The following is a 25,380-nucleotide window of genomic DNA, read 5'->3' on the forward strand; positions in this document are numbered from 1 at the left end:
ACCATTCCGTGAATGTCAATGCCGTCTCGGATGTATTTCGGCGGGTGCTGGAAAACCCGGAAGTCAGCGCGGACTCAGACTTTTTCGTAATGGGCGGGGATTCGCTGCTCGCCACCCGCGTCCTGAGCGCGGTCGCCCGGGCCAGCGGCGTTGAACTGGATTTCGACGACTTCCTCGACGCGCCGACTCCGAGCGCCCTGGTCAAGAAGATAGCGAGCCAGGTATGAGCGTCGTCGTCGTGGGCGCCGGCCTGGCCGGGCTCACCGCCGCCGCCGACCTCGCGGCACGCGGCGTCGAGGTCACCGTCTTCGAGGCGCGTGAGCGGGTCGGCGGCCGTACGCACGGCATCGAGGTCGCCCCGGGCGCCTGGGTGGACGCCGGCGCCGCGTACCTGGGAGACCGGCACACCGCGCTGACCGCCCTGCTGGCCGAGCTGGACCTGAAGACCACCCCGACCACCATGACCGGCGCAAGCCGGTTCGCACTAGGCGGCGACGGCCGGACCCGGGCCGGCCGGTTCCCGCCGCTGTCCGCGGTCGCGCTCGGTGAGCTGTTCGACGCCCTGGACGAACTGGACCGCGGCGTACGCGCGGACGCCCCCTGGCTGTCCGCGGACGCCGCCCGGCTGGACCGGCTGACCGCGGCGGAGTGGGCGCGCGAGCACCTGTGCCACCCGGACGCGCGGCTGTTCTTCCCGCTGTTCCTCGGCGAGATGATGGCCGCGGACCCGGCGGACGTGTCCGTCCTGCACATGGCGTTCTACCTCCGCTCGGGCGGCGGGATCCGCTACCTGAACGCCTTCGCGGGCGGCGCGCAGGAGAGCAGGATCGACGGCGGCGCGCACCAGGTGTGCGGGCGGCTGGCCGCCGGGCTGGGCGACCGGGTACGGCTAGGCGAGCCGGTGCGCGCGATCCATCAGGACGGCGACGGCGTGACCGTCGTCGCCGCGACCGGATCGGTACGGGCCCGCGCCGCGGTCGTCGCGGTACCGCCGCCGCTCGCCGACACGATCGACTACCGGCCCGGCCCGGCGGCGCCTCGTTCAGGGGCCCGCACGGTGCCCGGCTGCGCGGTGAAGGTCCACCTGGTGTACCCGGCGCCGGCCTGGCGGGAGCGGGGGTTGTCCGGCTGGTCGGTCAACGCGCGGGGGCCCTTGCTGTCCACCGTGGACGACTCGCCCGCGGACGGCGGGGTGGGCGTGCTGACCGGGTTCGTGACCGGCAGAGAGGCGCACAGGTACGCGGCGCTGCCCGCCGCCGAGCAGCGCGAGCAGGCGTTCGCCCAGGCCGCGCGGCTGTTCCCCGGGTTGCCCGAGCCGATCGGCTGCCACGTCACCGACTGGGTCCACGAGGAGTACAGCCGGGGCTGCTACGCGGCGCTGTTCGGGCCGGGGGACTGGTCCCGGCTCGGCCCGCGACTCGCGGTTCCCCACCAACGGGTGCACTGGGCCGGCACCGAGACGAGCACGGAGTTCTTCGGCCTGATGGAAGGCGCCATCCGATCGGGACACCGGGTGGCCGCGGAGATCAACGCGATGTACCGATGGAGGAACATCCATGACTGACAGCACGTCCATCGCCCCCCTTGCCGTACGGCAGGGATTCATGACCGAGCCCGAGCTGGGCGCCGGCAACTTCCTCGACCACGCCCTGGCGGCCAACCCGAACCGGGCGGTCCCGTTCGTCTACAGCCACCACAACGATCACCGCGGCCGGGTGGTGCTGCGCGGCCACAGCCTGGTCGACCTCGCGGCGCTGCGCGACCGGTACGCCAAGTGGTACTGGGCCAACGGAGTACGGCCCGGCGAGCCGGTGGGAATCGTGGTGGCGGAAGGGCTCGAACCGCTGCTCCACTTCCTGGCACTCACGGCGCTCGGCGCCATCCCGACGATGATCAACGACGCGATGCGCGCCGACGTCATGGTCCGCTACCTCGACCACGTGGGCGTCGTCGGCATCGTCGCCGACGACACGACCAGGCTGTTACTGGCCTACCGCAACGCCCCGCAGACCAGGCCCCGGTTCATCGCCCTGGCCGCGGAGGTACGGGCCTACGACGCCGAGTCCGGCCGGCTGCCGGACGAGTACCCCTACCGGCACGCGCCGGACGACATCGTGGCGTTGATCCACTCCTCCGGCACCACCGGCAGCCCGAAGTCGACGACGCTCGGGCATCGCAGCTTCTGGGACGGCAAGCAGGCGCGGATGGTGCGCTTCCCCGCCGAGCCGTACGACCGGCTGATGTCGCTCATGCCGCACACCCACGCCGGCGGGCTCAGCTACTTCCTCACGGCGGTGCTGCTCGGACTGCCGACCGTGGTCATGGCGGACTGGCGGCGCACGGTCGTGGAGCCGGTGATGGAGGCCTTCCAGCCGACCATGGTGGCCTCGTTCCCGCGGACGTTCGTGGAGCTGGCCACCGGCGAGCTCCCGGTCAAGGCCGCGGCGAAGGTTCACTCCTGGTTCAACACCGGAGACAGCGCCCACTACGGGCACATCAGGCGGCTGGTCCAACTCGGCGAGCGGCCCGCCGGGCTGATCAAGTCGTGGCTGCTCCCGGAGGGCGCCGCCGGCGGCGAACCGCTGCCCGGCTCCCAGTTCGTCGACGGGCTCGGCTCCTCGGAGATGGGGATGGCGCTCTTCGGCCAGGTGACCGCGCCGGAGACCCCGCGCGACGACCGGTGCGTGGGCAAGGCGCAGGACGCGGTGATCAAGGCCGCGGTGCTGGACGAGAACGGCGCGGAGCTGCCGGACGGGACCGTCGGCCTGCTGGCCGTGATCACACCCTCGCGCACGCCGGGCTACTGGAACGACCCGAGGCTGACCCGCAGCTTCGAGCTCAACGGCTACTGGCTGACCGGCGACGTGGCGCGCAGGGACAGCGAGGGCAACTTCTACCACCTCGACCGCACCGTGGATGTCATCGACACCGCGGCCGGGCCGGTCTACAGCCTGCCCATCGAGGAGATCCTCATCGCCGACTGCGCCGACCTCGTCCAGGACTGCTCGGTCGTCGGCGTGCCCGGCGCGGCGGGGGAGGGGCAGCGTCCGATCGCGGTGGTGCGGCCGCAGGCCGACGCCGCCGACGTCACCGCCGACGAGGTGCGGGAGAAGGCGAACAAGGCCCTCGCCGACGCCGGTTTGGCCACGCTCGCCGCGGTCGTCGTCGCGCGGACCGACGAGGACTATCCGCTCGGCCCCACCGGCAAGGTGCTCAAGCGCGAGCTCCGCACCCGCCACGCGGTGCTGTTCACCGGATGAACCATCAGATGAACGCCGCCCGCCACCCGTACACCTATGTGCGCCGTCCGCTCGTCGAGCCGGACTGGCGACGGCTGCCGGGCTGGCGCGGCGTCACCGACGCGCAGTGGCGCGATGCCCAGTGGCAGCGCGCCCACTGCGTGCAGCACGCCGGGCAGTTGCGCGTGGTGGTCGGCGACCTGCTCCAGGAGTCCTTCTACGCCGACCTGGCGGCCGACCGGGCCCGGTTCGCGACCATGTCCATGCTGATCACGCCCCAGCTGCTCAACGTGATGGCGCCGGACGCCGCGAGCGATCCGGCCGCCTTCACGCGGGCGTTCCTGGCGGACCCGGTCCGCCGCTACCTGATGCCGGTCAGTTCCGACCGGCATCCGGTCTGGCCCAGCCATCCACGCGCGCGCCGCGACTCGCTGCATGAGGCCGAGATGTGGGTGGTGGAGGGGCTGACGCACCGCTATCCGACCAAGGTGCTGGCCGAACTGCTGTCCACCTGCCCGCAGTACTGCGGCCACTGCACCCGGATGGACCTGGTCGGCACCTCGACCCCGCAGGTCGTCAAGGCCCGGCTCGCGCTCAAACCCGTGGACCGGCAGGAGCTGATGCTGGACTACCTCAAGCGCACACCCGGCGTACGCGACGTGGTGGTCTCCGGCGGCGACGTGGCCAATCTGCCATGGCCGCGGCTGGAGGCGTTCCTGGTGCGGCTGCTCGAACTGGAGTCCGTACGGGACATCCGCCTGGCCACCAAGGCGCTGATCGGCCTGCCCCAGCACTGGCTCCAGCCCGGCGTGGTCGAGGGGATGGGCCGGGTGGCCGCCATCGCCCGCGCCCGCGGGGTGAACCTGGCCATACACACCCACGCCAACCACGTGCGGTCGGTGACGCCACTGGTCGCCGAGGCGGCCCGGGCCATGCTCGACGCGGGTGTGCGGGACGTGCGCAACCAGGGCGTGCTCCTGCGCGGCGTGAACACGACCCCGGACGACCTGCTGGACCTGTGCTTCGCCCTGCAGGGCGAAGCCGGCATCCTGCCCTACTACTTCTACCTCTGCGACCTGATCCCCAACGCGGAGCACTGGCGGATCCCGGTCCACCAGGCGCAGCGGCTGCAGGAAGCCATCATGGGCTACCTCCCCGGCTACGCGACGCCGCGGCTCGTGTGCGACGTGCCCTACGTCGGCAAGCGCTGGGTGCACCAGGTGGCGGAGTACGACCGGGAACGCGGCATCTCGTACTGGAGCCAGAACCACGGGATCGGACTCCAGCCGGCCGACCAGGACCGCCGCTTCCCCTTCTACGACCCGATCGACACCTTGCCCGAGCCGGGCCGCCGCTGGTGGGCCGACGGAGAGGGACGACCATGACCCCGAGCACGCTGCGCCGCATGTGCTGGATCTTCCCCGATCGCGAGTCCACCCGGGGCACCGCGATGTGGCACCCCTTCTTCTGGGACCTCTACGCCGACGTGGCCGCCGAGCTCGGCCTCCGCTGGAGCAGGCATTCCCCCGACGCGGTGACGGTCGACGGACTGGAGCCCGGCAAGCCGCGCGTCTACGTGGACGACGAACCCGTCACCCCGGAGGACACGCTCTTCATCACCGCGCTGTACTCGCTGCCCTACCAGTCCATGGACGTGTTCAACCAGTACGCGCTGTACGCCGTGCTGGAGCAGGCCGGCTTCTACCTGTCGTTCCCGCCTGGCCTGTCGCCCATTGCCAACGACAAGCTGGCCACGGTCCTCCTCCTGCACGATTCGCCCATTCCGCCGGTACCCACGCTCCGCATCGGCACCGGCCGGGACACCAGCAAGCATCTGTACGAAGTGGCGCTGGAGAACCTCACCTACCCGGCCATCGTCAAGCCGTCCGGGTGGTGCGGCGGTGGCGGGGTGAACCTGGCCCGCGACGCCGAGGAGATCCGCGGCCTGGCCAGCCTCGCGCAGGGCGGCGACACCACGCTCGTGATCCAGCCCTACCTGGGCGACGGCACGGTCGACTACCGGGTCTACGTCGTCGACGGCGAGCCGTACGCCGTGATGAAGCGGATCCCCGAGCCCGGCTCGCCGGTGGCCAACGCCAGCCGGGGCGGCGCGATGGAGTTCCCGCCCGTCCCGCCCGAACTGGCCGAGGCGACGGCCTACTTCTACGAGAAGCTGCCCATCCCCTTCTTCTGCGTCGACTTCCTGTTCGACGGCGAGCGGTACTGGTTCTCCGAGCTCGAACCCGACGGGGTGATCGCGCCGGACTACGGCGACCCCCACCGCACCCTCCAGCGCGAGGTCACCCGGGCCCGCTGGACGGCCTACCGCGACGCCCACACCCGCTGGCTGACCGAAAGTCAGGTGACGAAATGATCGAATCGTTCTCCCTGTCGCCCGAGGCGGCCGAGCCGCACCTGCGCGTCCCGCGGCGAGCCCTGGAGCGGCTCAGGAGCGTGCCCGCGCTCGCGCCGCGCTACGCCGCCTGCGAGAAGGTACTCACGCTGGAGGACCTTGCCGCGCTTCCCGCGCTGGTGAAGGACGACCTGAACGTGGCGCTGGCGCACCTGAGGCCCAAGGCCGAGCAGGGCGCCACCTGGCTCTTCCAGAGCGGCGGCAGCACCGGCGCGCCCAAGGTCGGCTACGCCCCCACCGGGTTCTACATGGCCGGCGTGTACGAGCAGTGGCGGCCGCTGGAGCCCGACGACGTCTTCGTCAACGCCTGGGGCGCCGGCCGCATGTGGGGCGCCCACTTCCTGGCCGCCGCCTTCGCCGACCTGTCCGGCTGCCGGGTCATCGCACTGGGTTCGGTGACGAAGGAGGAGTACGGCGACTGGCTGTCGTTCTTCGCCGCCCAGGAGGTGACCGCGATCGGCGGCACCCCCAGCGTGCTGCGGCTGTGGTTCGCGCACGCGCGGGCCGCCGGAGTGCGCCTGCCCGCGCTGCGCAAGGTGCTCTGGCTCGGGGAGGCGTGGCACCCCCAGCTCGACGAGGACATGGCCGAGGTGGCGCCGGACGCGCGCCGCTGGGGCATGTTCGGCAGCACGGAGACCTGGGTCGTCGGCACCAACACCCCCCAGTGCCCGGCGGACGTCTTCCACCCGCTCCCCGCGCAGCTCGTCCACGCGGACGCCGATGAGCTGCTGGACTTCACCACGCTCGACCCGGACATGCTCAACCCGGTGCTGCGCTACCGGACCGGCGACGCCGGCCGGTTCGTGACGTGCGAATGCGGCCGGGAGGACAGAGCGCTGCGGGTGCTGGGCCGCCGGGACTCGGTGGTGCAGGTACGCGGCCTGGGGCTGCACGTGGACGACATCGTCGCCCAGGCGGAGCGCGAGCCGGGCGTCACCCGGGCGCAGATCCTCATCACCGAGCGGCGGGGCCGGGTGTCCGCCGTGGACGTGCTGCTGCTGACCGACCGGGACGCGCCGCCTGACCTGCCCGAACGGCTGCGCGGCGAGCTCATGGCCGCGACGTTCACGATCAGCACGGCCTTCCAGCACGACCCGCACGCCTTCCAGGTCAAGGTCGTGGACGCGCTGATCAGCAACGAGCGCACCGGCAAGACCGCCGGCTTCGTCGTACGGGAGGAGCCGTGAGGTTCCCGGGATCCCTGGGCCGGCAGTTCAACCTGTACTGGGGCGGCCAGACGGTGAGTCTGGTCGGGGACCGGGTCACGGTGTTCGTGGTGCCGACCCTGATGATCTTCGTGCTGCACGCCTCCGCGCTTGAGGTGGGGATCGTGGCCATGGCCCAGTACCTCGGCATCCCGCTGCTGGGGCCGGTCGCCGGGGTGCTGGTCGACCGGTGGGACAAGCGCCTGACCATGCTGATGTGCGACGTCGTGCGGTTGGTGGCGGTGGCGGCCATACCCGTGACCTACTGGTTCGGGATGCTGTCGACGCCGGTGCTGTTCGTCTGCGTGGCGCTGATCAGCGGGGCGACGATCTTCTTCAATGTCGGCTACCTCGTCGCCGTGCCCACCACGGTGCCGGAGGACAAGCTGGTGCGGGCGTACTCGCGCCTTGAGGGCAGCAGCACGGTGTCCGAGGTGGCCGGGCCGTCGATCGCCGCGGGCCTCTACCACGTGTTCGGGGTGGCCGCGCTGCTCGTCGACGCGGCCAGCTACCTGGTCTCGGCGGCCTGCTTCCGGGCCATGCGGCCCTGGGGGACCAAGGCCGTCCAGCAGGGTTCCGTGTGGTCGCGGCTGGTGCTGGGGTTCCGGCTGAACTGGGCCGATCCGGTGCTGCGCCGGGTGGTCATCGCCGCCGTGACCCTGAACTCGGGCGGCCCGATCTTCGTCACGGTCCTGCCGGTGCTGGCATACCGGGGTCTAGGCATCTCGGTGGGCGTGTTCGGGGCGGCGATGTCGGCGGGGGCGGGCGGCGCGGTGCTCGGCGCGCTCGCCGCGCCCAAGATCAGCGACCGGCTGGGCCTCGGCCGGACCATGGCCTGGGGGCTGCTGCTGCACTGCCTGGTCGGGCTGGGCATCCTCGCCGCGCCGGCGCTGCCCGCCGCGCCCGTGATCGGCGTGACGTTCGGCTGCTACGGCTTCTTCATGTCGTGCATCAACGTCTGCAGCGCCCCGATCCGCCAGTCGCGGATGACGGCCGAGAACCAGGGCGTGATGCACGCGGCGTTCCGCACCGCGACCTGGGGTGTGATCCCGCTGGCCGCCCTTGCCGGGGGAACGGCGGTCACGCTGCTGACCGGTGACCTGGGCGTGCTCGACGCGGCCAGGGCGGTCATGGTCGGCGGCACGCTGCTGGCCGCGTTCTCGTTCTTGCCCGCGGTGGGGATCCAGCCGCTGCTGGACCGCGCCAAGCAGTTCGAGGGGAGCCCGGCATGATCGTGCTGATCACCGGTACGTCGTCCGGCATCGGCCTGGCGACCGCGGTCACCGCCGCCCAAGCCGGGTGCACCGTGGTGGCGACGATGCGTGACCCGGGCGGGGACGGCGCGCTGCGTGAGGCGGCGGACCGCGCCGGGGTCACGCTGGACGTCCGCCGTCTCGACGTCACCGACGCCGCGTCCATCGCCTCGTGCCTCCAGGGCGTGCGGGAGACGTACGGGCGGCTGGACGCGCTGGTCAACAACGCCGGGGTGTCCAACTTCGACCCGACGATGGAGATGTCCACCATGGAGGCCCTGCGGGCCAACCTGGAGGTGAACTTCTTCGGCGTCGTCGCCGTGAGCCGGGTCGCGATGCCGCTGCTGCGCGCCGCCGGTGGCCGCCTGCTGACCGTCGGCAGCGTGCACGGCGTCGTCGGCCAGCCGTTCAACGAGGCGTACGCGGCGGCGAAGGCCGCCGTCGAGGGGTTCATGGAGAGCCTGGCGCCGGTCGCGGCGGCGCACGGGGTGCGGGTCAGCGTGGTCGTGCCCGGCTTCGTCCCGGATACCGAGTTCGGGATTTTTCCGGACATCAATCGGGAGACCATCCGGGCGGCCTCGGGGCCGTACGCGGGGACGTTCGGCGCCTACCTCGACTGGGTGGGCGGCGCGGGCTGGGAGGGCGCCGGCCAGTCCAAGTGGGAGGTGGCCGAGGTGGTGGTGCGCGCGTTGAGCGCGGACGAGCCGCCGTTCCGCGTCCCCACCAGCGCCTGGGTGACCGAGTACCTGGCGGGCAAGCTCGCCGACCCGGACGGCTCGGCCGTCCAGGCCCTGGCCAGGACCTGGATCGGAGCCGCGGTATGAACACCGAGGACCCGGCCTGCCGCTCGCTCGGCATCGCGCTGGAGGAGGTGGCCACCGGCCGGGCGCGGCTGCGGATGCGGATCACCGAGGAGATGGTGAACGGTCACGGCATCGCCCACGGCGGCTACCTGTTCCTGCTCGCCGACGCCGCGTTCGCCTATGCCTGCAACACCTACGGCCACGTCACGCTGGCGCACAGCGCGCAGGTGACGTTCCTGCGCCCGGCCGCGGCCGGCGACGAGCTGGTGGCCGAGGCCACGGAGCGCGTCAGGTACGGCAGGAACGGCGTCTACGACGTGACCGTACGCCGCCCGGCCGGCGAGATCGTCGCGGAGTTCCGCGGCCAGAGCGTGATGGTCTCCGGCCGGCCCAATGGGTCCACCAGCGAAGGGAAGCATTCATGAACGAGAAGCGGAGGACCGGGCGCTGGATCGATCACTGGGAGCCGGAGGACCCCGGCTTCTGGGCGGCCACCGGGCGCCGCGTCGCCACCAGGAACCTGGTCTTCTCCATCTTCGTGGAGCATCTCGGCTTCGCGATCTGGCTGCTCTGGAGCGCGATCGTCGTCCTGCTCCCCAAAGCGGGGTTCGCCTTCACCGTCGACCAGCTCTTCTGGCTGGTGGCGGTGCCGAACCTGGTGGGGTCCACGCTGCGGCTGCCGTACACGTTCGCGGTCTCGGCCTTCGGCGGGCGTAACTGGAACGTGGCCAGCGCGCTGCTGCTCCTGGCACCGGTGGGGCTGCTCGCCTGGCTGGTCACGGACACGGCGCATCCTTACTGGATGTTCCTGATCGCCGCGGCGGCGGCCGGGGTCGGCGGCGGGAACTTCGCCTCCTCCATGGCCAACGTCTCCTACTTCTATCCCGAGCGGCGCAAGGGGTTCGCGCTGGGCGTGAACGCGGCCGGCGGCAACCTCGGGGTGGCCGTCGTGCAGTTGCTGATCCCGCTCGTGGCGACGGCCGGCCTGGTGTACGCCGGGCTGGTGTGGGTGGTGCCGATCGTGGCCGCCGCACTGTGCGCGTACTTCTTCATGGACAACCTGGCCGTGGCGAAGACGGACTTCGGCACCCAGGGGAAGGCGTTCCTGCGTACGCACACCTGGGTCATGTCCTTCCTCTACATCGGCACCTTCGGCTCCTTCATCGGCTACTCGGCGGCGTTCCCGCTGGTCGTGAAGGCGACGTTCGCCGAGTCCGCGTCGCCGTACTTCGCCTTCCTCGGTCCCCTGGTCGGCTCGCTGTCGCGGCCGGTCGGCGGGTGGCTGGCCGACAGGTACGGCGGGGCCAGGGTCACCGCGTGGTCCTTCATGGCCATGGCGGCAGGGGTCGTCGGCGCGCTCGCCGGGCTCAGGCAGCACGGGTTCCCCCTGTTCCTGGGCTCGTTCATGCTGCTGTTCACCGCTTCGGGGATCGGCAACGGGTCCACGTACCGTATGATTCCGGCGATCTTCACGGCCCAGGCGGAGCACGGCGAGCCTGACGCCCGGCTGCGCGCCAGGCGGGAGGCCGCGGCGGCCATCGGCATCGCCTCGTCGATCGGCGCGTTCGGCGGGTTCCTCATCCCGCGCGGGTTCGCCATGTCACTCGGGCAGACCGGGTCCATCGACCTGGCGTTGTACGTGTTCATCGGCGGCTACGCCGTGTTCCTGGCGACCAACTGGTGGTTCTACCGCCGCCGGGTGCTGGCCCGGGTGCCCAATCTGGCCCACAGCCGAATCTAGGAGCGACACATGCCCGCGAAATCCCTGCGTGACCTGATCGCGTTCGCCCGTCGCCACTCGCCCTTCTACGCGGAGGCGTACCGCGACCTGCCCGACGGCGTCAGCGACCTCACCCGGCTGCCGATCGTCGACCAGAAGGCGTTCTGGGCCGCGAACGTCTATCCGGACAACCGGCTGCTGACCGGACCGCTGACCGACGCCGGCGTGTACACCTCCGGCGGCACCACCGGCGCGCCGAAGTTCTCCCCGTGGACCCGCACCGAGCACGCCGACTCGGTGACCGCGTTCGGCGCGGGCATGGTCCGGGCCGGGCTGAAGCCGGGGCACCGGGTGGCGAACCTGTTCTCGGCCGGTGAGATGTACGGCGGTTTCCTCTACATCGAACACTCCCTGCACAACGCCCCGGTGGAGAACGTCCGGCTGCCCATCGCCTGCCACGCCTCGGACGACTCCGTCGCCGACCTGATCGCCTACTTCGGCGTCGACGTGCTGGCGGGCCCGCCGATGAAGCTGGCGAGCGTGGCCGCGGCGGTGACCGCCCGTGGGCAGGTGGCCGACACGGTGGAGCTGCTGCTGTTCGCCGGTGACCTGCTCTTCGACGACCTGCGCCCCCAACTGGCCAAGGCGTTCCCCGGGGCCGGGATCGCCTCGCTCGGCTACGCCTCGGTGGACGCCGGGCTGGTCGGCGGCCCGGTGCCGGGCGACGACGTGCGGGTGCACGAGGCGTTCGCCGACCGGACCCTGGTGGAGCTGATCGACGACACGATCGGTGAACCGATCACGGTGCCCGGCGTACGGGGCCGGGTGGTCGTCACCAACCTGTTCAGGACGCTGATGCCGATCATCCGCTACCCGGTCGGCGACCTGGCGGAGTGGACCGACGCGGACTGCCGGGGGTTCCGGCTGGTCGGCCGGTCGGACGAGGGCGCCAGGGTGGAGACGGTGGCGATGTCGACGGAGGCCATCCGCGCGGTCCTCGTCGCGGCGGACCCGGACCGGGCCATGTCGGGGATGCAGATGGTGCAGCGCCGCTGGAACAGCAAGGACGGCCTGCTGCTCCGGCTGGCCTGCGTCGAGGAGCCGCCGCCTGAGCTGACCCAGCGGCTCATCGACGCCGTGTACGCGGCCAAGCCGCTGTACCCCCAGAGCGTGGAGGAAGGGCTCGTCCATCCGCTGGCGATCGAATGGGTGCGGCCGTCGGAGCTGGTGCTGCATCCCCGCACCGGGAAGGTGCTGCAGGTGGTGGACGAACGGCCCCACTCCTGACGGACCTGGGCGGGAAACACTTGCGGAGATGCCGGACACCTAGTGAGGTGTTCCGGCATTCTTCGGTAAGGAGACACCTGTGCAGGATCCACGCGTGCCCCCCGACACGCGAGATCGTTTCGAGCGGCTCTATCTCGATTGCTATCCGGCCGTACATCGCTACGCGCTGCGCCGTACCGATTCGGCCGACGACGTCGCCGACGTGATCGCGGAGACCTTCCTCGCCGCGTGGCGGCGGCTGGACGACGTTCCCGACGGGGACGCCACCGTGCTGTGGCTGTACGGCGCGGCACGCCGAGTCCTGGCCAATCACCGGCGCGGGGAGTCGCGCAGGAGCGCGCTGGCCTCGCGGCTCCGCGGTGAACTGGCCATCAGCCAGGACGAGGCGCCCGCCGATCCGCGGACCGAGGCCGTACGCACGGCCTTCGCCGCCCTGGACCAGGCCGACCGCGAGGTGCTCGCGCTGGCCTGCTGGGAGGGGCTGACCGGCCCGCAGATCGCCACGGTACTGGGCTGCAGCAGCACCGCCGCCCGGCTCCGGCTGTATCGGGCCCGTAAACGACTGGCCCGGCTGATCGACACGACGGACGAGGTCACTGTGATGACCGCGCTGAGAGGAGAGGCACGATGAACAAGCTCGACCGTATGGTGTCCGCCATCGATCCGGCCGCGGCCTGCACCGAGCCTGCCATGAGCCAGGGCGTCCATGACCTCCTCGCGGAGATCGTGGCCACCCCGCCCGCGCTGCGACGCGGCCGTTCACCGTGGCGTCGGCCCCTGCTGGCGGGGGTGGCGGTCGCGGGCCTCGCGGCGGCCGCGGTGGTGGCCGCGCCGATGGTCTCAGGGCCGTCGAACGCGGCGTACGCGGTCACGGAGAACTCCGACGGCACCATTCAGGTGACGGTCAAGGAGCTGCGGGACCCCGACGGACTGGAGGCCAAGCTCAAGGCCGTGGGAATCCCCGCCGACGTGACGTTCACCGAGGCGGGCAAGCAATGTGCCCGTGGCCGTTTCGTCGGCGCGGACCTGGCCTACGACCCACCGAACACCCAGAACATGACCGAACAGCAGCGCAAGGAGTTCGACAAGCCGGACAACTGGCGCTCCCGAGACGTCGCCGCGCCGATCAACCAGGACACCTTCGTGATCTCCCCGCGTTTCATGCGGCCGTCAGAGACGCTGGTCCTGGAGTTCCGACCGGGTAACTACCCGGGGATGCGCTGGGTGTTCCTCCCCTATCTGGCCAAGGCCGGTAGCCCAGTCGCGCCTTGCCGGCCCGTGAAGGCGGACTCCGACGAAGGGATGGTCAAGGAGCAGGCCAGAAACTGATCACCAGCCGCTGGGGGCCGGCGGGTAGGTGGGGGGCGCCCGCCGGCTCTGGTGGCGAACTTTTCGCCTGCGGTCGGCATCAGAGAGGGGGATAACAACTCCTGTTACAAGAAATGGGGCGACGGGGATGCAGATGACTCGACTGATGGCGGCGGCGCTGGCGGCCACGAGCGCGGCGCTGGTGATCGCGAGCCCGGCGGGAGCCACCGCCGCCAAGCCGGGCACCTTCGGCCCGTACGGCTACGGCGGCGTCAAGCTGGGGATGACCGCCAAGCAGGCCAAAGCCACCGGCAAGGTTGTGCTCAAGATGTCCGGCTACTGCGCCGGCTGGGACTACAAGGCCCACCCCAACCCCAAGGACGAGATTGGGCTTTACATCTCCAAGAAGCGCGGCGTCGCCGTCATCTTCGGGTGGGGCGGGGTGCGTACCCCCAAGGGCGTCGGCGTCGGCTCCACTCTCAGCCAGGTCAAGAAGGCCTACCCGAGCGTCAAGGAGCAGGAGAGCGGCTGGTACGCCACCGTGCCGGGCAACCCCAAGGCGTACTACTACTTCGGCGTCAACCAGCGGAACAAGGTCGAGCAGTTCGCCCTCGGCCTCAAGACCCAGGACTGCGTGAACTAGCGGCAAGCATGCCGTCGAGGAGGACGTCGAGCGCCCACTCGGCTCGGTCGGGGCCCTCGCCGGACACGAGGTCGTCGCCGAGCCGGGCGAGGTGGGGAAAGCGCGCCGCGTCCACGGTGGCGACCTGCGCGGCCAGGGCCGTCAGGTCATCGGCCTTCCGGGTGGCCGACTTCTGACTGGTCTGCTCGACGGCGATCGCGGTGGGATAGAGCAACAGCAGGTCCAGGCCCCACGCCGCCGCCCGGTCCGGCACGCCGCCCTCGTTGAGCAGGCCCGCGATCGCGTCGCCCAAGGCCAGGTAGTTGGGGCCGCTGGGCTGCGTGGACAGGGCCATCCGGGCGATCTCCGGATGAGCGAACAGGACGTCGCGGTAGCTGGTCAGCAGAGCCTTCAACCGCTCCCGCCACGGACCGGCTCCGGGCGGGGCCGCCGTGACCGGCGCCAGCAGCGCGTCGAGGATCTGCGCGTGCAGATCCTCGGTGTCGCGGACATAGACGTACAGCGAGGCCGGCCCGGTGTCCAGCGCCGTGGCGATGCGCCGCATCGTCACCTTGCCCAGACCCTCGTCACGCAGGATCATCAGTGCGGCGTCGATGATCCCCTGCCTGGTCAGCGCGGGTTTCGCCGGACGCTCCCGGCGGCTGACGGGTGCCCGGGCAGGGTCGCTGGAAATCATGCGGGCAACCTAGCACGAACATGTTCGTGACGCTTTCGCCTGCGCCCTGTAGGTTCGAGACATGAGCGCGGACGACCGGCGGCCTCCGCTTTTCGAGGTTCTCCCGGACCAGGACGAGCGGCCTGAGCCGATCACTTTGCACACCTCGGACGGCACCCTGAGCGTGGCGGCCGACCTCACCGCCGAGGAGTTCGAGATCCTCGACGAACTCAGGCGGGCGGCGGCCAAGAAGCAAAGATGAGGCTTTGGCGTGAGTTGTACGATGCTGGGGTGATTCTTGAGGGCGAGGAGGCATGACGGTCCCCGGGTACACGGCGGAGCCGCAGGGAATCTTCCGGTACGGGAAGGCCTCCGCCGAGGAGGCCGACCGCGTCCGGGGCATCCTGCACGACGTGCGCGAGGCGTTCGTGGCGGCGGGGCGGCCGATGGGGCATGACCAGTACGGCGCCCAGATGGAGAAGGACTTCCCCAGCATGCGCGACGGCATCATCAACGCCTTCAACGACTACATCGACCAGTTGGAAGGCGTCGGCGACGGGATGGGCGCGACGGCTGTCAACTACCGGGCAGCAGAGCATCCCCGGACCTGACGGGCGGTGCTGCTCGACGGGGACATACCCGGCTGGATGCGGCCGTGGATCGGCTGGGCCGTCGGCATGGACTGGCCGCAGGGCGATGAGTCCAAGCTGTTCACGCTGGCCGACGTGCTGGCCGCCGCGGCCTACCGAGTCGCGGATGCCATCGGCCTTCCCATTCCCGATCGGGACACCTGGGACGGCGAGGCGCTCCAGACCTTCGTCAGCCACGCCATGCCCAGGGTCAGCGGCAGCGAGGCCGACCTGCTGAACCGCCTCGCTCGAACGGCGGTGGCGCTGAACGACCTCGGCGTGCAGATCCAGTACACCAAGCGGCTGATCAAGCTGTCGATCGGGTTCCTGATCTTCCAGCTGTGGACACTGGTGCCGGTCATCCTGAACCCGGCCACGGCCAGCGCCGGGATGGCGGCCGTGGGACTGCGCGCCCGCTTCACCAAGGTGATCATCAGGCAGCTGGCCAGGCGGCTGCTGTTCAACATCGCGCTGTTCGGCGGCCTGATGCTCGCGATGGACCTGGGCGTGCAGGCCGGCCAGAGCCGGCGCGACAGGATCGACTGGGGTCAGGCGCTGACCTCGCTGGGCACCGGAGCGCTGAACGGTGTGTTCCTGACCGGCGCGACGTGGCTGGCGCCGCCGCGGTCGCTGCTGGGCTTCATGCTCGCCTCCGGCGCGGCGGGCGGTCTGACCGACGCGACCACGCAGGCGTTCGACGGGCAACCGTTCGATTGGGAACGCCTGCTCAAGGGCTTCACCTCGGGCGCCGTCGGCGCCGCGGACGCGCACTGGGCCGGCTGGAACCCGCACTTCGGCAGGGGGAGCGGCGACGGCTCACCGCACCCCGAACCTGACGGAGGCCCCGACCCGCGAAGCCCTGATCCCGAGCCCTTTCACACGGGCAGGCGGGACGCGACCGACCTGGCCGGGTTGCGTCACGGGGCCGACTCGGCTCACGACCCGGTGCTCCGCCCTGGAGAGGCAGCCGCGCAGCGTCAGCAGTTCCTCGTTCGCCACCTCCGGGAGGAGACCTGGTCCGGCCTGTGGTTCCGCAACCCGGAAAGCGCTGACATGAGCGTCACGGGCGACATGCGACGCCGCCCGCCGCTGCCCGGCCACGTGGACGTGGGCATCCGCGCCACCTCGGACGGCTTCCTGGTCGGCGGCTTCCGCCGGCTGCCCGCCGACCTGCCGCCCGCCATGCGCGACCTCGTACCGGGCCGCGACATCCGCGTCGACACCGCCGACCTGGCCGGTGTGCTGCGCGAGGACCCGCGGCTGGTGGCCCAGCCGGACGCCGCGCTGCGGGTGTTCGGGCCGCACGCCCGCCATGACGCCGTGTTACTGCAGGACCTGGCCGATCGTACGGGCCGGGTCGTGCTCGCCGCCGACAACGGCATGCCGTTCGGCTCCGCGCAGGGATATCGCGGCCCGCTGGACGGCCACTGGCAGCGCTTCGAGCCCGCTGTCGTCGACGCACCGCACTCAGAGCCCCGCAGTCGCATCGACAGCATGCTCAACTGGGGCCAGACCCGGGCGGCGGGCAACCCGCCGCACAACCAGTACGAGTTCGGCAAGTTGGCCGCCCAAGGGACGAAGGGCGGATGGGAGCCCGCCGGGGCCGACAGCGCCAGGGTCACGCTCGCCGACGGCTCGCACGCCATGCTGGCCGATTTCCCCACCAAGAAGGCCAGGGACGCCAAGGTGCTGGTCGCCCAGCTCGGCGATGAGCTCGGACTCAAGATGCCCTCGGTGCATCCGGTTCGAGACACGGGACTGTTGCTCGAATGGGTGTACGGCGATCCGAACCACATGAGCTGGAGCGGCCAGGAGTGGAACCTGCCCCGCAGCGCGGTCACTGGCGAGGGCGTCCTGGCCGGCCTGCTCGGCGCCCTGTTCAGGGACGATCCCCTCTTGCTCGACGCGCTGTCCGGCGAGGCGGCCCTCATGCCCAAGCCCCATATGGCCAAGCTGATGAGCCGGCTGTTCTTCCGCGAGGTGGGCACCCACCCGGAGGGATGGGCGGCCAACCCGCTCTCGCCGAAGGACGTCACCAGGGTCCAGATCATCGTGAGGGACCTCAAGTTCGACTTCGCCCGCATGGGAATGGCGGAGTCGCACCAGAGGATCACCGACTCCCTGCGGATGATCGCGGAGAAGGCGGTCGGCGTCGACTCCATCTTCGATGCCCGTCTCGACGAGACTCTGCCTGAGATCACCACGCAGTGGCTCAACGACCAGGCCGAGCAGATCGCCGACCTGGCCGCCGACCTCAGGGACACCACCCCGCCGGGCGCGGGACGCCCTCTCGTGGATCCCGTACAGCGGCTGGTGGACAACCTCGACGACATCGTGGCCTCGCGTGAGTCCGACCTGGGGCGCGTCGTCACGTTCGGCGACGGATCGCAGGCGCTGGCGCTGACCGGTTACCACGCCAGTGACGCGTTGGCAGGGGCGCTGGCCCGGCGCGCGCTCGGCCTGGACGGCCCCGCGGTGCACCAGGCCGCCGATGGCACCGTCTACCAGACGTACGGCAGCGAACGGCTCCGCGCCGCCCTCGCCACCGGCGTCCGCGAGACCACCATGGTGTCGTTGACGGGGGCCGTCGCGGAGGTGGTGACGTTCAACGACGGAACCACGGCGCTGCGCCACGAGTTCGAGTTCGTCGCCGGGGCGGACAAGTTCGAGGCATCCGCTCATGCGGCGCACGCCGTCAGGGACGGTGTGCAGGGCCACTACCGGGCCTCACCCACCGTCGTGTACGAACACCGCATCAACCCGTGGCACTGGAGCGACGAGGAGCGCGCCGTTCCGGCGGCGCTCCGGCACGAACTGGACAAGCGCGCGCTGTACGCCTCGCTCATCCAGGACGGCGCGTCAACGCTGCGGTCGGAGAACCCGCGGATGGAGCACGTAGGAGGGGTGGACAAGCCGCTGCTCACGGAGGCCGACAGCGACGCGCTGCGCGCCAGGTACGAGGCGCTGCGGCCGGAGTTCGAGAGGTACGGCCTCATGAACGCCTACTATGACCACCTCGACGTGATCGACAGCGTGGGCCTGCACGCCCCGCTCGATCTCGGCCCGCTGCACGACCCCTCCCCGCTGGTCCCCGACTTCCGGGAGACGCCGTGGCGGCCGCCCGGCAACCAGGTGCCGGCGCTGCCGCACCTGCTCGAAGGCGTCAACCTGCGCCAGGTGAACGAACTGGCCGTCGGGCGCGCGGACGACCCCTCGCTCGTTCCCTGGGCCGAGACGACCCTCGACAGGGCGGACGCCGAACTCGCCGCCAGGCCGACCACGTCGGGCCACGTCTCCGCCCGCGTCCCCAATGACTGGTTGCCGAGCGCTGTCCGGCCCGGCGACGAGGTCGTCTTCCACGGGATCCTGGACGGCGTCGACGACCCCGGGAAGTTGACCGACCTGCCCGACAGCGTCCGGCTGACGATCAGGGCGAGCGAGTACGCCGAGGTGGGGGACCTGTCGGGTAAGCCCGCCCACGCGCTGTTCAGATCCGGGGTCAGGCTGAAGGTGCTGGCCGTGCAGGAGTCGTACGGCGAGCGGCACGTGTTCGCCATCCAGGTGCCGCAGGGCCAAAGCGCCGACTCGATGCCGCTGCGGGTGCCGCGGATGAAGCCCCCGCTCACCCCCGAGCTGGCCCATCACCTCAACGAGCACGTCAAGGAGACGGACGCGGGTGTCTGGCTGCGTGACCTCAACCACCCACACGACATGATCTTGGCCGACACCGCACTCAAGGTGCAGCGCATCGACGGCGCCCTCTACGTGGACGGGCACGGCTCGAAAAGGGGCAACTCGATCGGCGGCCAGGACCTGGACGCGAAGCAGATGGCGGCTCTCCTTCTGAACATCTCGAAGCTGAAGCCGGACGACGTCATCCTGCTGGCCAACTGCCACATCGGAACCGGCCAGCATCCCGCGACCGTCGCCAAACTCACCGGCCATGTCGTCATCGCCGCCGATTCGGCGATCCAGGTCACGCCAGAAGGCCACATGCGCGCGGTCTCCGACGAGTTCGGCCATCTGGGTGGCCGCGGCCAGTTGCGCATCTACCTGCCGAGCGACCCCGTCTCCGGCGCGGCGTACAACAAGGTCACGGCCTGGTTCCAGGCGCCACCCTGACGGCCTGTGAGGGCCGACGAACGCCCCGCGGCGCCTGTCCGGGCGCGGCGGGGCGTCCCGGTGGTCACTTGACCTGGTAGGCCCTGGTGACGGTCTCGGCGAAGCCGTTGCCGCCGGTGTCGGTGGCCTTGACGCGCAGCGAGGCGAACTTGCCGCGCGCACTGATCGGGTGCCAGGTCTCGGCTGACCAGGAGCCCTGGGCCGATGGGTGCACCAGCGTGGGCAGCCAGGTACGGCCGTCGTCGTAGGAGATCTCCACGGTGAGCGTCCGCAGCTTCAGCGCGGGCGAGCCGTCCTGACGCTGGACGCGCAGCGGGATCCGCATGAGACCCGCTGCGGCCCGGTTACGGTCGTCCAGCTCCGGGTTGATCTTGACGGCCAGCAGCGGCAGCACCTGCCGCCGACCCGGCTCGGGCGTCTTCGACCTGAACCGCCACTCGGCGCTGACCCGGGTGGACACCTTGGTCTGGGCCGGCACACGGTCGGCCGTCATGGTGAACCGGTACTCGCTCTCCTTCTTCTCCGCGGGCACCTCGATCGTGCCGGGCAGATAGTCGGCGGCGTAGATCTCCTTGCCGTCCCGGTAGAGCCTGGCCTGCGGGGCGACGTACTCGCCGTAGGAGACGCGATCGGGTGTGCCGTCCTCGAACAGGGCGGCCGCGAACTGCAGCAGGTTCTCCTCCCGCCAGGTGTAGTCGCCGCCGGGGTTGAGCGCCGCCGCGAAGACGCCGGTGTTCCACCGGTCGTCGGTCTTCTGGCCGGCGCGGTAGACGGTGGTCTTGCCGAAGAAGAACTGGTCGGTGTCGTTCCAGCCGTCCGGTGGGGTCCGGTACTGGATGAAGGACGGGTACCAGCCGGTGTCACCGGGGGTGTAGTACTCCGTCCGGTGGAACGGGAGCGCGAACCGCGACACCTGGCCGTACGGCATCCAGGCCAGCTCCGTCCCGTACAGCACGGGCAGGGCGAAGTGCTCGCCGAACTTGACGTCGTTCTGCGTGGCATAGGTGGAGCTGACCTCGGCGAGGTCACGGCGGCGCGGGCGGTAGCCGGGGTCGGCGGGGATGCGCGGCTCGGCCTTCATCAGGTGATAGAAGTACGGGCTGTCGTCGTAGCTCCCGTCGGCCTTCGGCTTGGCCCACTGGGTCCAGCGGTAGAACGCGAACTTCTTGCTCGCCGTACGGGTCGTCGGGATGGCCTTGATGCCCTCGACGCGATCCGCGCCCCACATGCCTCCCAGGTCCACGTCCACGCCGAGCGGCTGACCGCTGTCGATGAGCTGGAGCATGCCGAGCATGCCGACGGCCAGCCGGGCGGTCGGTTCCTCCGTGCGTACGTCCACCGCCTTGGCCTTGCGGGCGTCGGCGGTGACGGTACGGTCGGCGTCGAGGGTGAACTCCGGGTCGGAGGCCATCACCAGGGTGCCGTCATGGTCGGCCATGAGGCTGACGACGGTGAAACGGTGGCCCTTCTCCAGCTTGAGGTCCAGCGCGCCGCCGGAGATGTCGTAGTTGCGCTGCTCCTCGGTGTCGAGGTCGATCAGCCCGGCGAAGGCGGCCTGGGCGGGCTGCCCGTCCGTGCCGGTGAAGCGCAGCTTGAGCCCGCGCTTCTCCGGCTCGACCCGCATGCCGATGCCGGTGCGTACGGAGACGTCGGCGTTCTTGGCGATGACCGTGCCGCTGAACAGGCCGGTCGGGCCCGGCACGGCGGTCACCTTGACCTGGGCGGTGCCGTGCGCGGGCACCTCCAGGGCGGTGGCGCCGAGCTTGAACGGCGTCACCGTCGCGCCCTTGCCGTCCTTGGCGATCACACTCAGGTCCAGCCGGACGGCGGCGGCGCCGTCGTTGCGGTAGGTGAGCGTCTGCTCCTTGGGCGCGGGGCTGGGCAGCTCGATGTCGCCCATGCTCAGCGCGGCGGGCTCGGTCGTGACCTGCTGGGTGATGGCGCGGGCGACGTCCACGCGGCCGGAGCCCTGGACGTAGGCGCCCAGCTCGTCGCCCGGTGCGGTGGAGGCCATCAGCGCGGCCTTGATCTGGCCGGCCTTCCAGTCGGGGTGCTGCCCGGCGACGATCGCGGCCGCGCCGGCCACGTGTGGCGTCGCCATGGACGTGCCGCTCAGCGTCGTGTAGGAGTCGTCGACCGGGGAGCCGGCGGAGGTGCCCGCGGCTCGCGCGGCGACGATGCCCACGCCGGGCGCGATCAGGTCGGGCTTGACCGCGGCGTCACTCGCGCGCGGGCCCGTGCTGCTGAACTGCGCGACCGTGTCGTCGTCGCGGAAGGAGGCGCCGACCGACAGCGCGCGGTCCGCGGTGCTCGGCGAGCCGACCGTCTGCGGGCCGTCGTTGCCCGACGCGATCACGAACAGCGTGCCGTACTTCTCCGACAGGCTGTTGACGGCCTGTTCCACCGGGTCGTCTCCGGGGGTGTCGGCCTCCCCGAGACTGAGGTTGGCGACGCGGGCGCCGTTCTCCGCCGCCCAGGTCATGGCCTCGATGATGCCCGAGTCCGGGCAGTCCCCGCTCTGCAGGCAGACCTTGCCGATCAGCAGCCGGGCGCCGGGGGCGACGCCCTTGTACCGGCCGCCCGAGGCGGCGCCGGATCCGGCGATCGTCGACGCGACGTGGGTGCCGTGGCCGTTGAGGTCGCGGACGTCGGGCTCGGAGGTGAAGTTCTGGGTCTTGGCGACCAGCCCCTTGAGGTCGGGATGGTCCGGGTCGTAGCCGGTGTCGATCACCGCGACCGTGACGTCCTTGCCGGTCTGACCGGCCTCCCAGGCCTTGGGCGCGCCGATGTGCGGGACGCTGACGTCGAGGGACAGCTTGGCCTTGCCGTCCAGCCAGATCTTCGCGGGCGCGGCGGCCGCTCTGGCCTGCCCGGTCAGGGACTTCCAGAGCGTGCCGGCGGCGGCGCGGGGCTCGCTCTGGGCGATCCCGTTGATCGCGGGCAGCGGGCGCCCGCCCGCGACACGCAGCGTGGCGGCGGCAGTTTGGTCCGGGTACGTCACGATCAGCGGGAGCGCCGAGCTGGCGGCGTCGTCATAGCCGAGGGCGGCGAGCCGGGTGACGTTGAACAGCCGGGGGTCCAGCCGTCCGGCGGCCAGCAGGGGCATCGCGTCGACGGGGACGATGCTGAGCCCGTCCTTGGCCCGGCGGTGCACGAAGGTGATCTTCTCCCTGCCGGGGCCGGGCTGGACGTCGAGCTGGGTCTGCTTGTCGGGGAGCGGGCGGAGGGCGACCTTGTCCCCGGTGATGAGGGTGATGGTCTTGGGCTGCTCAACTGGGGTGGAGGACTGGGCCGAGGGAGCGGGAGTGGGTGCTGCCTGGGCCGGAGTGGCGGCCGCTAACAGGGCCGTTATCGCGACGCCCAGGAGGGCGGTTCTCTGAAGCACAACCGCTTTCTAGTTGTTTGTGACTTTTGGCGACAAGGTGATTGGTGTGGCCTATTGCGGCAACTGCCGGAAGTGGCCACGATCATAGGCATGCTTGAGGACGGCCGGGCGCTGGAGGTCGTGGGAGTCAGCGCGTTCGACGAGCGGGTCTACCGCGGGGTGCTGGCCTGCCCCGGCATCACGGTGCAGGAGCTCGTCATGAGGAGCGGGGAGAGCGCGGCCCGCATCCAGACGTCGCTGAGCAGGCTCCGCGCGAAGGGCCTCGTCAGCCGCCTGTGGGGGCGCTCACCTCGGTGGACGGTGACGAACCCGGGAACCTCGATCCGCTCCCTGGTACGCAACCTGCAGAGCGAGCTGGACCGGCTCACCGACACGGCCGACGAACTGGAGGCGGCCTTCCGTACCGTCGGCCAGGACTCGGAGGAGGGCGGGCAGTTCGAGGTCCTGGCGGGCCCGGAGGAGCAGGCCCGGTGGTACGTCCGGCTGCAGCAGGAGGCCAAGGAGGAGGTGCTGACCTTCGACCGGCCCCCGTACGTGCTGGACTACCACAACCCGCTGCAGACCGGCCTGCTGCGCAGCGGCGTCCGCTACCGGACCATCTACGTGCCGGAGGCGTTCGATCACGCGGGGGCGCTCGACGAGGTGGGCAGCCTGATCAAGGCGGGCGAGGAGGCGCGGGTCCTGCCCCGGCTGCCGTTCAAGATGGCGATCGTCGACCGGTGGCGCGCGGTCATGCCGCTGCACATGGACCCGCCGCTGACGCGCGGCGTGCTGATCAGCGGATCGACCATGGTGGTTGCGCTGGTGGAGCTGTTCGAGCGCCTGTGGCGGGAGGCGCTGCCGGTGCGCCCCGAGCTGTGGCGGGAGTCGCCCCCGGCCCCGGAGCCCGCCGACCAGGAGCTGGACCTGACGGAGCTCGGCCCCGAGGATCGCCGGCTCCTGACGCTGCTCGCGGCCGGGCTCAAGGACGACGCGATCGCCCGCCAGCTCGGCACCAGCCCGCGCAGTCTCCGCCGCCGCCTGCGTCACCTCCTGGACCAGTTGAACGCCGAGACCCGCTTCCAGGCCGGCGCCCAGGCCAGCCGCCGCGGCCTCGTATAGGCCGAAAAAGAGAAACTCTCAGTAGTTGAACCGCTACGATGCGGCGTGAACGGGGGAGACTCCGAAGCCTGAGTAGGACGCGCCGCTGCCTGAAGCAGTGGCCACTTTCCCGTGCGGCCCCGCGATCTGGGGAGCGGGGCCGCCTTCTTATTGCTCCACGCCGTTCACGAACACCTTCCGCAGGGTCAGGTCGTCGGTGAACGTGATCGTGTTCGGGCCGGTGACGTTCGTGAACACGCAGCGCTCCAAGCGCACCCCGGCCAGGTGGTCGGTCTCCAGGCCGACCAGATTGAGCACGGCGTCGGCGCCGTCGAGCCTGGTCCGCTCCATGCGGATGTCACGTACGGACACCGGCTCCGTGCCCTGTTCGTTGCTCTGGTAGGCCATGTTGACGAACATCACCTCGCGGTCCACGTTCTGGCCGGTGAAGTCGCGTACGTAGACGCCTTCGACATAGGCGCCGCGCTTCTTGCTGGCCTTGATGTAGACGGGATACTTCACCGGGTAGTTGCCGGGGAAGTCCGGCGAGTTGATCACGCACCGCTCCGCGAAGACATTCCGCACGCCGCCCGACATCTCGCTGCCGACGGTGACGCCGCCCCAGCGGCCGGAGAAGGAGCAGTCCTGGACGACGATGTTCTCGCTGGGCACGCCCACCCTGCGGCCGTCGGCGTCACGTCCCGACTTGACCGCCACGCAGTCGTCGTTGGTGTTGAAGCGGCAGTCGTGGATGTGTACGTACGAGGACGCCTCGGGGTCGCAGCCGTCGGTGTTGTACAGCGTGCTGACGACGGTGATGCCGCGCACGGTGACGTTCGTGGACAGGACCGGGTTCACGGTCCACATGGCCGGTTCGAGGATCGTGAGGTCGCTGACCAGGACGTTCTGACATTTCACGAACTGGACCATGGCGGGGCGCAGGTAGTGGCCCGCCCCGAACACGCGCTGCTCGACCGGTACGCCGTCGTCGCCCATCTTGCGCAGTGCGCGCTGGTCGGCGCCCTGGGGGCCGCTGTTGGCGTACCAGCTCTCCCATGGGCCCTGCCTGGCCTGGCCGTCGAGCGTGCCTTTGCCCGTGACCGCGATGTTCCGCTGGCCGTGGGCGTAGATGAAGGGGCTGTAGTTGTAGCACTCCGTACCCTCCCACCGGGTGAAGACGACCGGCAGGTACGCGTTCGGATCGGTGCTGAAGGCGATCACGCCGCCCTCGGAGACGTGCAGTTCGACGTTGCTGAGCAGGTGGACGGCGCCGGTGAGGAAGCGGCCCGGCGGGACCACCACCCGGCCGCCGCCCGCGCGATGGCACTCGGCGATCGCCGCCTTGAACGCGGCCGTGCAGTCGGTCGTGCCGTCACCTACGGCGCCGAAGGCGGTGACCTCCCACCTTCGGCGAGGGAAGCGAGGAGGTCGGATCTTACGCAGGATGTCCGGCACCTTGTGCCACGGATCGGCTGATCGGTCTTCGGTCTGCGCCGACGCGGTACCCGCGGTTCCGGGGGCCAGTGTGGCGGCGGCGAGAACTCCGCCGGCCTTCAGTAGAGATCGTCGAGAGGGCATGGTCACCACCGGGGGGTGCGGAGACATCGGACCTATGGAGCGTAAATGCGAGCCTGGCGG

Annotated in this window: 21 protein-coding genes; 18 read left to right on the forward strand and 3 right to left on the reverse strand. The window is 70.7% G+C overall.

Going from position 1 to position 25,380, the window contains the following annotated elements; genetic code table 11:
* The first annotated feature begins 8 nt into the window (after window positions 1–8).
* From AB0B91_RS05355 to AB0B91_RS05420, 14 genes are all read left to right on the forward strand, one after another.
* Window positions 9–227 carry an acyl carrier protein gene (locus AB0B91_RS05355; RefSeq protein ID WP_358315989.1) on the forward strand — a complete coding sequence of 73 codons (219 nt, stop codon included), beginning with the start codon at window positions 9–11 and terminating at the stop codon, window positions 225–227.
* Entirely contained in the window at window positions 224–1,564 is a 1,341-nt protein-coding gene (locus AB0B91_RS05360) for an FAD-dependent oxidoreductase (RefSeq protein WP_358315991.1), read from the forward strand. The genes AB0B91_RS05355 and AB0B91_RS05360 overlap by 4 nt, the downstream gene beginning before the upstream one ends.
* Window positions 1,557–3,260 carry a class I adenylate-forming enzyme family protein gene (locus tag AB0B91_RS05365; protein WP_358315993.1) on the forward strand — a complete coding sequence of 568 codons (1,704 nt, stop codon included), beginning with the start codon at window positions 1,557–1,559 and terminating at the stop codon, window positions 3,258–3,260. Before AB0B91_RS05360 ends, AB0B91_RS05365 begins: the two co-directional genes overlap by 8 nt.
* Entirely contained in the window at window positions 3,257–4,624 is a 1,368-nt protein-coding gene (locus tag AB0B91_RS05370) for a lysine 2,3-aminomutase (RefSeq protein WP_358315995.1), read from the forward strand. Before AB0B91_RS05365 ends, AB0B91_RS05370 begins: the two co-directional genes overlap by 4 nt.
* A complete protein-coding gene (locus AB0B91_RS05375) occupies window positions 4,621–5,613 on the forward strand; it encodes a hypothetical protein (protein ID WP_358315997.1) in 993 nt (330 codons plus the stop codon). Before AB0B91_RS05370 ends, AB0B91_RS05375 begins: the two co-directional genes overlap by 4 nt.
* Window positions 5,610–6,839: an AMP-binding protein gene (locus tag AB0B91_RS05380; RefSeq protein WP_358315999.1), complete on the forward strand. Its 1,230-nt coding sequence runs from the start codon at window positions 5,610–5,612 to the stop codon at window positions 6,837–6,839. Before AB0B91_RS05375 ends, AB0B91_RS05380 begins: the two co-directional genes overlap by 4 nt.
* Window positions 6,836–8,089: an MFS transporter gene (locus AB0B91_RS05385; protein ID WP_358316001.1), complete on the forward strand. Its 1,254-nt coding sequence runs from the start codon at window positions 6,836–6,838 to the stop codon at window positions 8,087–8,089. The genes AB0B91_RS05380 and AB0B91_RS05385 overlap by 4 nt, the downstream gene beginning before the upstream one ends.
* A complete protein-coding gene (locus AB0B91_RS05390; RefSeq protein ID WP_358316003.1) occupies window positions 8,086–8,934 on the forward strand; it encodes an SDR family NAD(P)-dependent oxidoreductase in 849 nt (282 codons plus the stop codon). The genes AB0B91_RS05385 and AB0B91_RS05390 overlap by 4 nt, the downstream gene beginning before the upstream one ends.
* The gene (gene paaI / locus AB0B91_RS05395; RefSeq protein ID WP_358316004.1) at window positions 8,931–9,338 is read left to right on the forward strand and encodes a hydroxyphenylacetyl-CoA thioesterase PaaI; all 408 of its coding nucleotides are present in this window, start codon (window positions 8,931–8,933) and stop codon (window positions 9,336–9,338) included. The genes AB0B91_RS05390 and paaI overlap by 4 nt, the downstream gene beginning before the upstream one ends.
* A complete protein-coding gene (locus tag AB0B91_RS05400; protein ID WP_358316006.1) occupies window positions 9,335–10,654 on the forward strand; it encodes a nitrate/nitrite transporter in 1,320 nt (439 codons plus the stop codon). The genes paaI and AB0B91_RS05400 overlap by 4 nt, the downstream gene beginning before the upstream one ends.
* A gap of 9 nt (window positions 10,655–10,663) precedes the next feature.
* Entirely contained in the window at window positions 10,664–11,920 is a 1,257-nt protein-coding gene (locus AB0B91_RS05405) for a hypothetical protein (RefSeq protein WP_358316008.1), read from the forward strand.
* A gap of 79 nt (window positions 11,921–11,999) precedes the next feature.
* The gene (locus tag AB0B91_RS05410; RefSeq protein WP_358316010.1) at window positions 12,000–12,551 is read left to right on the forward strand and encodes an RNA polymerase sigma factor; all 552 of its coding nucleotides are present in this window, start codon (window positions 12,000–12,002) and stop codon (window positions 12,549–12,551) included.
* Window positions 12,548–13,249 carry a hypothetical protein gene (locus AB0B91_RS05415; RefSeq protein ID WP_358316011.1) on the forward strand — a complete coding sequence of 234 codons (702 nt, stop codon included), beginning with the start codon at window positions 12,548–12,550 and terminating at the stop codon, window positions 13,247–13,249. Before AB0B91_RS05410 ends, AB0B91_RS05415 begins: the two co-directional genes overlap by 4 nt.
* A 133-nt stretch (window positions 13,250–13,382) precedes the next feature.
* Window positions 13,383–13,871 carry a hypothetical protein gene (locus AB0B91_RS05420; RefSeq protein ID WP_358316013.1) on the forward strand — a complete coding sequence of 163 codons (489 nt, stop codon included), beginning with the start codon at window positions 13,383–13,385 and terminating at the stop codon, window positions 13,869–13,871.
* Here the strand turns inward: AB0B91_RS05420 and AB0B91_RS05425 are convergent.
* Window positions 13,846–14,547 (reverse strand): TetR/AcrR family transcriptional regulator, encoded by a 702-nt coding sequence (locus tag AB0B91_RS05425; protein ID WP_358316015.1) that lies wholly within the window; start codon window positions 14,545–14,547, stop codon window positions 13,846–13,848. The two genes, AB0B91_RS05420 and AB0B91_RS05425, sit on opposite strands and share 26 nt — an antisense overlap.
* A 61-nt stretch (window positions 14,548–14,608) precedes the next feature.
* Between AB0B91_RS05425 and AB0B91_RS05430 the strand changes: the two genes are divergently transcribed.
* The 3 genes from AB0B91_RS05430 to AB0B91_RS05440 are packed head-to-tail and all read left to right on the forward strand — an operon-like array spanning window position 14,609 to window position 19,277.
* Complete coding sequence (locus tag AB0B91_RS05430) at window positions 14,609–14,788, forward strand: hypothetical protein (protein WP_358316017.1); 180 nt, start codon at window positions 14,609–14,611, stop codon at window positions 14,786–14,788.
* A 52-nt stretch (window positions 14,789–14,840) separates the two neighbouring features.
* Window positions 14,841–15,137: a hypothetical protein gene (locus AB0B91_RS05435; RefSeq protein WP_358316020.1), complete on the forward strand. Its 297-nt coding sequence runs from the start codon at window positions 14,841–14,843 to the stop codon at window positions 15,135–15,137.
* Between the two features lie 36 nt (window positions 15,138–15,173).
* A complete protein-coding gene (locus AB0B91_RS05440; protein ID WP_358316023.1) occupies window positions 15,174–19,277 on the forward strand; it encodes a hypothetical protein in 4,104 nt (1,367 codons plus the stop codon).
* A 64-nt stretch (window positions 19,278–19,341) separates the two neighbouring features.
* On the opposite strand, the gene AB0B91_RS05445 is transcribed toward AB0B91_RS05440, so the two are convergent.
* Entirely contained in the window at window positions 19,342–22,662 is a 3,321-nt protein-coding gene (locus AB0B91_RS05445; RefSeq protein ID WP_358316026.1) for a S8 family serine peptidase, read from the reverse strand.
* A 90-nt stretch (window positions 22,663–22,752) separates the two neighbouring features.
* On the opposite strand from AB0B91_RS05445, the gene AB0B91_RS05450 reads away from it, so the two are divergent.
* Window positions 22,753–23,763 (forward strand): hypothetical protein, encoded by a 1,011-nt coding sequence (locus AB0B91_RS05450; protein WP_358316028.1) that lies wholly within the window; start codon window positions 22,753–22,755, stop codon window positions 23,761–23,763.
* Between the two features lie 147 nt (window positions 23,764–23,910).
* On the opposite strand, the gene AB0B91_RS05455 is transcribed toward AB0B91_RS05450, so the two are convergent.
* Entirely contained in the window at window positions 23,911–25,320 is a 1,410-nt protein-coding gene (locus tag AB0B91_RS05455) for a glycosyl hydrolase family 28 protein (protein WP_358316031.1), read from the reverse strand.
* Window positions 25,321–25,380 lie beyond the last annotated feature (60 nt).

Origin of the sequence: Nonomuraea sp. NPDC049141 (assembly GCF_040648415.1) — a bacterium.
Lineage (GTDB): Bacteria > Actinomycetota > Actinomycetes > Streptosporangiales > Streptosporangiaceae > Nonomuraea.

What these genes read in the sequence shown, in the direction of transcription:
- AB0B91_RS05360 (WP_358315991.1), top strand. Translation starts at nt 224, where the DNA reads ATGAGCGTCGTCGTCGTGGGCGCCGGCCTGGCCGGGCTCACCGCCGCC.
- AB0B91_RS05365 (WP_358315993.1), top strand. Translation starts at nt 1,557, where the DNA reads ATGACTGACAGCACGTCCATCGCCCCCCTTGCCGTACGGCAGGGATTC.
- AB0B91_RS05370 (WP_358315995.1), top strand. Translation starts at nt 3,257, where the DNA reads ATGAACCATCAGATGAACGCCGCCCGCCACCCGTACACCTATGTGCGC.
- AB0B91_RS05375 (WP_358315997.1), top strand. Translation starts at nt 4,621, where the DNA reads ATGACCCCGAGCACGCTGCGCCGCATGTGCTGGATCTTCCCCGATCGC.
- AB0B91_RS05380 (WP_358315999.1), top strand. Translation starts at nt 5,610, where the DNA reads ATGATCGAATCGTTCTCCCTGTCGCCCGAGGCGGCCGAGCCGCACCTG.
- AB0B91_RS05390 (WP_358316003.1), top strand. Translation starts at nt 8,086, where the DNA reads ATGATCGTGCTGATCACCGGTACGTCGTCCGGCATCGGCCTGGCGACC.
- paaI (WP_358316004.1), top strand. Translation starts at nt 8,931, where the DNA reads ATGAACACCGAGGACCCGGCCTGCCGCTCGCTCGGCATCGCGCTGGAG.
- AB0B91_RS05400 (WP_358316006.1), top strand. Translation starts at nt 9,335, where the DNA reads ATGAACGAGAAGCGGAGGACCGGGCGCTGGATCGATCACTGGGAGCCG.
- AB0B91_RS05405 (WP_358316008.1), top strand. Translation starts at nt 10,664, where the DNA reads ATGCCCGCGAAATCCCTGCGTGACCTGATCGCGTTCGCCCGTCGCCAC.
- AB0B91_RS05415 (WP_358316011.1), top strand. Translation starts at nt 12,548, where the DNA reads ATGAACAAGCTCGACCGTATGGTGTCCGCCATCGATCCGGCCGCGGCC.
- AB0B91_RS05420 (WP_358316013.1), top strand. Translation starts at nt 13,383, where the DNA reads ATGACTCGACTGATGGCGGCGGCGCTGGCGGCCACGAGCGCGGCGCTG.
- AB0B91_RS05425 (WP_358316015.1), bottom strand. Translation starts at nt 14,547, where the DNA reads ATGATTTCCAGCGACCCTGCCCGGGCACCCGTCAGCCGCCGGGAGCGT.
- AB0B91_RS05430 (WP_358316017.1), top strand. Translation starts at nt 14,609, where the DNA reads ATGAGCGCGGACGACCGGCGGCCTCCGCTTTTCGAGGTTCTCCCGGAC.
- AB0B91_RS05435 (WP_358316020.1), top strand. Translation starts at nt 14,841, where the DNA reads ATGACGGTCCCCGGGTACACGGCGGAGCCGCAGGGAATCTTCCGGTAC.
- AB0B91_RS05440 (WP_358316023.1), top strand. Translation starts at nt 15,174, where the DNA reads ATGCGGCCGTGGATCGGCTGGGCCGTCGGCATGGACTGGCCGCAGGGC.
- AB0B91_RS05450 (WP_358316028.1), top strand. Translation starts at nt 22,753, where the DNA reads ATGCTTGAGGACGGCCGGGCGCTGGAGGTCGTGGGAGTCAGCGCGTTC.
- AB0B91_RS05455 (WP_358316031.1), bottom strand. Translation starts at nt 25,320, where the DNA reads ATGCCCTCTCGACGATCTCTACTGAAGGCCGGCGGAGTTCTCGCCGCC.